Genomic DNA, 4901 nt, shown 5'->3' with positions numbered 1-4901 from the left:
AGATGCCCCTGTTAATGAAGTTCCTGAATTCACTGGTGGAGTAAACGATACAACACCTCCAACTGTTCCTGATAAACCAGAAGGAGAAACTCCAAAACCAACAAAACCTGAAACATCTAACGGAGATTCACTTGTACAACCAGAAATTCCAGAATTCAAAGGTGGTGTTAACGCTGTTGAGGCTGCTGTTAATGAAATTCCTACATTCGGAGCTAAACAACCCGAAATCAAGAAAATATTAGATGAACTTGTTAACATAAAAAATCAAATAAAAGATAGTGAAGAAAACGGTGCTGAAGGCTATTATATCAATGGATTAAAAGACAGATTTGAAGACTTAGAAAAAGAATTCAACTTACTAACTCAAAATCTTTCTGCAGTAAATGAAGTGCCAGAATATACAGGTCCTGTTACCCCAGAACCTCAATCCCACTTAGAGGGAACTGCTCCTGGTAGTGGTCAAGGCGGAACTGCTGGTGAAATAGTAGATCCTAATCAAAACCTTGGATCAGTTGGTGGAGCTTCAGCTACTCAAGACGTAGATTTCGGACAAACACCTGCTGTTACTCAGCTATCTGCAAAACCTGAAGAAGCTAAACCTGCAAAAGCTAAATCTAAAGCGTTAGCAAGCACAGGTATGAATTCTTCTAGCACTACTGCATTAGGATTAAGCTTAATCTGTCTTGTTGGACTTGTAGTCAGACGTAAACTTTTAAAATAATCAATTAGTATATAAAAAACTTTAAAGGAAGTAACTCAAAAATTACGATTTTGAAAAAACAAGATTTTGGTAAATTCCCAAAGTAAGTTCCAATAAGAAATTAAAGTGGAAGTTACCTTGGGAAAAAAGGAAAATAACAATAAAAATATTCCCAAGGTAAGTTCCGGTATAAAGCAAGGAAACTTTACTTTGGGAGTTTTTTTAAAGGAATCAAAATAAAAAAAGAGGAATTATACTTATTAAAAATTAGTTTCAAGTTAAATTCCAGTTTTTTATTTGAACTGGAATTTACTTTGGGAATTAATATTTGAAAATAGCCTACTATAAAAAAACTCCTATTTATTGAATTTTTATCAGTTTTGTTGTAAAATTGTATTTGCTTATGGAAAAATAATAAGGAAATTTTTTATTTTATAAAGACAACTTAGGAGATATAATAATGAGTAAATATCATTTTATAGGTATTAAAGGATCCGGTATGAGCTCACTTGCACAAATTGCTTACGATATGGGGCATGAAGTACAAGGTTCAGACGAAGAAACATACTTTTTTACACAAGAAAAATTAGAACAAAGAAACATCCCAATGTTTAGCTATGGGGTAGAAAATATCAAAGAAGGATATGATGTAATTTTAGGTAACGCATTCGATGAAACACATGCTGAGTATAGACGTGCTAAAGAATTAGGTTTAAAAACTTACACTTATTCTCAATTTTTAGGAAAATTACTTTCTGAAATTCCATCAATTGCAGTAACTGGAGCACATGGGAAAACAACCACAACTACAATGGTTAGTAACATCTTTAAACACAACCACATTACATCATACCTAATTGGGGATGGTACTGGACACGGTGAAAAACATTCTGAATTTATGATAGCTGAAGCATGTGAATATTACAGACATTTTCTTGCATATCACCCAAATTATGCTATCGTTACTAATATCGACTTTGATCATCCTGATTATTTTAATGATGAACACGATATGTTTGATGCATTTCAAAGTTTCGTAAATCAAGTAAAAGATACTGTGGTAATTTGTGGAGATGATCGTTTAGCTTCTCAGCTTAAACCAACTACTGCAAAAACAATTAAGTATGGTTTCAACGAAGGAAATGATTACCAAATAAAAAATATTCAAACTACATCAGAACATAGTAAATTCGACGTTTATAAAAATTCTGAATTACTTGGAACATTTACTATGGCAGTATTTGGATTACACGATATTTCTAATGCTACATCAGCTATAGCTTTAGCTGATATCAATGGTATTAGTGTTGAAAAAATTCAAGAATCACTTGATCAATACAAACCCGCTGAAAGAAGATTTAGCGAACACAAAATCGGAAATAATGTAATTGTAGACGACTATGCTCACCATCCAAGTGAAATTAAAGCAACTATCGACAGTGCACGTAGAAAATACGAGGGCAAAGAAGTTATCGCTATTTTCCAACCTCATACTTATACACGTACAGCTAAATTCTTAAATGAATTTGCTGAAAGTTTAGAAACTGCAGATAAAGTATTCCTTTGTCCAATCTTCGCTTCAGTGCGTGAGAAAGAAAAAATTGTTGGAATCGAAGATTTACAAAAAGTGACTAAAGATGCTCAAATAATAAATAGTGAAAATGATTTTGATAAACTTAACTTTGATAATAGTGTATTCCTATTTATGGGAGCTGGTAATATTAATAAACTTTGTCATAAATTTATCGAACACAAATCAAAATAATTTAGTTGTATTATAATCAATATTAAAATATAATTGATTATACGGACTTATAAAGGAGGAAACATTATGTTAGATATAAACTGGTTAATTTTAGCTTATGCTGGAATCTTTTTAGCGGGAGTAGGAGTCTTAATCCTATGCATAAGCGCAGCGATCACACTTGGAACTGTTAGAAAATCATTAACTGTTGCTACTGAATGTGTAGAAGACGTAACAAACATTGCAGAAGATGCACTAAATCTTGCTAAAGACCTTAATGAAACAGTTAAAAAGGTTGAAGGTAATTTAGAGCCGATTATGGCAGAAACTAATATTTTATTGCAAAACACAAACATCTTAGCTGAAGACTTACAAGTTAAATCTGAAAAACTAGATCCACTATTTAATTCTGCTGAAGGATTAGCAACATCTATCAATGGTTTACAATCATCTGTAGATAATATGAAATCTAACGTTACTGGGTTCAAGAAAAATACAGATCAAAAAATCGAAAATCTTTCTGAAAAAGTAGAAGAAAATAAAGCTAAAGCTTCTAATCTACTTAACAAATTCTTAAAGAAAGATAAAGTTGAAGAAGAAAAATAATATTTAAATTGGAATAAAATAATAATTCAAAATAACAAAAATTAAAAAATATTTTATATCAAGTATTCTTTAAAAAGTATTTTATAATCTGTTATAAAATTTAGAGGAGCAACACAAAATCATTAATTTGTGTTGCTCCTCCTTTGTTACTAGCGAAATCTTATCTATTATCTCTTAATTTTATATTTATCTCACTTATACTATTTTTAATACTAAAATATCGAACTATTCCTATTAAAATATAAACCACAGTAGTTGTAATCAGCATTAAAGTTAAAGTAGTAAAGCTACTAAACCATTTCAAATAATAACCCGCTAACACAAGTGGTAACATAATAAGAAAATAATGAGATACAAATACTATTACTATATTATCATTTAACTTACTTTGAAATACTTTACCAGCTAATCCTTGTAATATACCTAAAATAGCGTATACTAAGGTTTGAATTAATACTGCCATATTTAAATTATCAAAACTCTGGATATACAATGGCATACCAGGATAAAACTGACCACACAAAATACCGAATATTAGATTAATAACATTCCCTGCTCCTATCCCTAACAACATAAATATTACAATTTTTTGAAATAATTTCATTTTAATACCTCCTATAATCCTAATTTCATCTTAAATTCTTTTAACATTCTACGTGATACATAACTTATATCCGAATTTTTATAACTTATAACTATTGTTCCTCTCAATCCTAAATCTAAGCTATGAATATATTTAACATTAGCTATTTCACTTTGAGATATTTTTATAAAATCCTTAGTTAATGTATTTTGCACTTCATATAATTTTTTTCTCACAATAAATCTACCTTCAACTGTGACTACATATACTTTTCTATCTTCAACATATACCCTTATAATATCCTCCGTATTTAATAAACGTACTTTCCCATCTAAAACTCCTATAAAGTAATCTTCCTTATTTTCTATATAATTCACTAAATTTTGAATCTCATCATTCACTTTATTTGTTGATATAGTAACTATTGTTTCTCCAAATTTCTTATCTATATTTAATTCAACTTTCATATCTTTAGCTCCTTTCATATATTTAATTCAACTTTCATATCTTTAGCTCCTTTCATAATTATATTTTATATAATAAATATTTAAAAATCTATAGATAATGCATATTCGGTTAGTTATCTTGTTTATTCGGTAGATTATATACTAATTACAAATACAGTATATTTTACTTACGAATACATATATTGTTATAAAAAACTATAAACAATTTATAAAAAATATACCTAAATAATGTGACAATTAAGATGAGAATGCGCTTTCTTAGATTATTTTAAAAAATTATAATCTTTATACTTGATTTTATTTCAATTTTGATATATTATACTCAAGTATGAAATTTTGAAAGGAGATTATTTTTTTATGTTAAACGAATTTAAAAAATTTGCATTTAAAGGTAACGTATTAGACCTAGCTATCGGGGTTATCATGGGGGCTGCTTTCGGTAAAATCGTTAGTTCATTAGTAACTGACATTATGATGCCACTTATCGCTCTTATATTCCCAGCTAAACCAGACTTCACAAACTTAGCTTGGGAAGGTATCAAATACGGTAACTTCATCCAAATCACTATCGACTTCTTAATTACTGCTATCGCAATCTTCATTTTCGTTAAAGCTATCAATACAGCTAAAGATAAGATGTCTAAAGAAGAAGAAACTGAAGAAAAAGCACCAGAAGTTGATGCTAAAGAAGAACTTCTTAAAGAAATCCGTGATTTATTAAAAAAATAATAAATTAAAATTTTAGGATCTGACAATGTCGGATCTTTTCTTTTGGGTCTATAATAAATACGGTTGATAATA

Annotated in this window: 6 protein-coding genes; 4 read left to right on the top strand and 2 right to left on the bottom strand. The window is 29.3% G+C overall.

Going from position 1 to position 4901, the window contains the following annotated elements; genetic code table 11:
• The 3 genes from HMPREF3186_RS05055 to HMPREF3186_RS05045 form a co-directional block, all read left to right on the top strand.
• Positions 1–721: SIALI-17 repeat-containing surface protein (locus HMPREF3186_RS05055; protein WP_156438969.1), on the top strand; the 721-nt coding region annotated here is incomplete at its 5' end.
• Positions 722–1160: 439 nt separating this feature from the next.
• Positions 1161–2465, top strand: a complete 1305-nt coding sequence (gene murC / locus HMPREF3186_RS05050) for a UDP-N-acetylmuramate--L-alanine ligase (RefSeq protein ID WP_060914210.1) — start codon at positions 1161–1163, stop codon at positions 2463–2465.
• 66 nt (positions 2466–2531) lie between these two features.
• Entirely contained in the window at positions 2532–3050 is a 519-nt protein-coding gene (locus HMPREF3186_RS05045; protein ID WP_060914209.1) for a DUF948 domain-containing protein, read from the top strand.
• Between the two features lie 160 nt (positions 3051–3210).
• Here the strand turns inward: HMPREF3186_RS05045 and HMPREF3186_RS05040 are convergent, their stop codons facing one another.
• Both HMPREF3186_RS05040 and HMPREF3186_RS05035 read right to left on the bottom strand, forming a co-directional pair.
• A complete protein-coding gene (locus tag HMPREF3186_RS05040) occupies positions 3211–3654 on the bottom strand; it encodes a DUF3021 family protein (RefSeq protein ID WP_003144301.1) in 444 nt (147 codons plus the stop codon).
• An 11-nt stretch (positions 3655–3665) separates the two neighbouring features.
• The gene (locus HMPREF3186_RS05035) at positions 3666–4100 is read right to left on the bottom strand and encodes a LytTR family DNA-binding domain-containing protein (RefSeq protein ID WP_060914211.1); all 435 of its coding nucleotides are present in this window, start codon (positions 4098–4100) and stop codon (positions 3666–3668) included.
• Between the two features lie 357 nt (positions 4101–4457).
• On the opposite strand from HMPREF3186_RS05035, the gene mscL reads away from it, so the two are divergent.
• The gene (gene mscL / locus HMPREF3186_RS05030) at positions 4458–4829 is read left to right on the top strand and encodes a large conductance mechanosensitive channel protein MscL (protein ID WP_060914208.1); all 372 of its coding nucleotides are present in this window, start codon (positions 4458–4460) and stop codon (positions 4827–4829) included.
• The last annotated feature ends 72 nt before the right edge of the window (positions 4830–4901 follow it).

It is taken from the genome of Gemella haemolysans, from assembly GCF_001553035.1.
GTDB lineage: Bacteria > Bacillota > Bacilli > Staphylococcales > Gemellaceae > Gemella > Gemella haemolysans_B.
This window is presented reverse-complemented; position numbering and strand designations above follow the sequence as displayed.

What these genes read in the sequence shown, in the direction of transcription:
- murC (WP_060914210.1), top strand. Translation starts at nt 1,161, where the DNA reads ATGAGTAAATATCATTTTATAGGTATTAAAGGATCCGGTATGAGCTCA.
- HMPREF3186_RS05045 (WP_060914209.1), top strand. Translation starts at nt 2,532, where the DNA reads ATGTTAGATATAAACTGGTTAATTTTAGCTTATGCTGGAATCTTTTTA.
- HMPREF3186_RS05040 (WP_003144301.1), bottom strand. Translation starts at nt 3,654, where the DNA reads ATGAAATTATTTCAAAAAATTGTAATATTTATGTTGTTAGGGATAGGA.
- HMPREF3186_RS05035 (WP_060914211.1), bottom strand. Translation starts at nt 4,100, where the DNA reads ATGAAAGTTGAATTAAATATAGATAAGAAATTTGGAGAAACAATAGTT.
- mscL (WP_060914208.1), top strand. Translation starts at nt 4,458, where the DNA reads ATGTTAAACGAATTTAAAAAATTTGCATTTAAAGGTAACGTATTAGAC.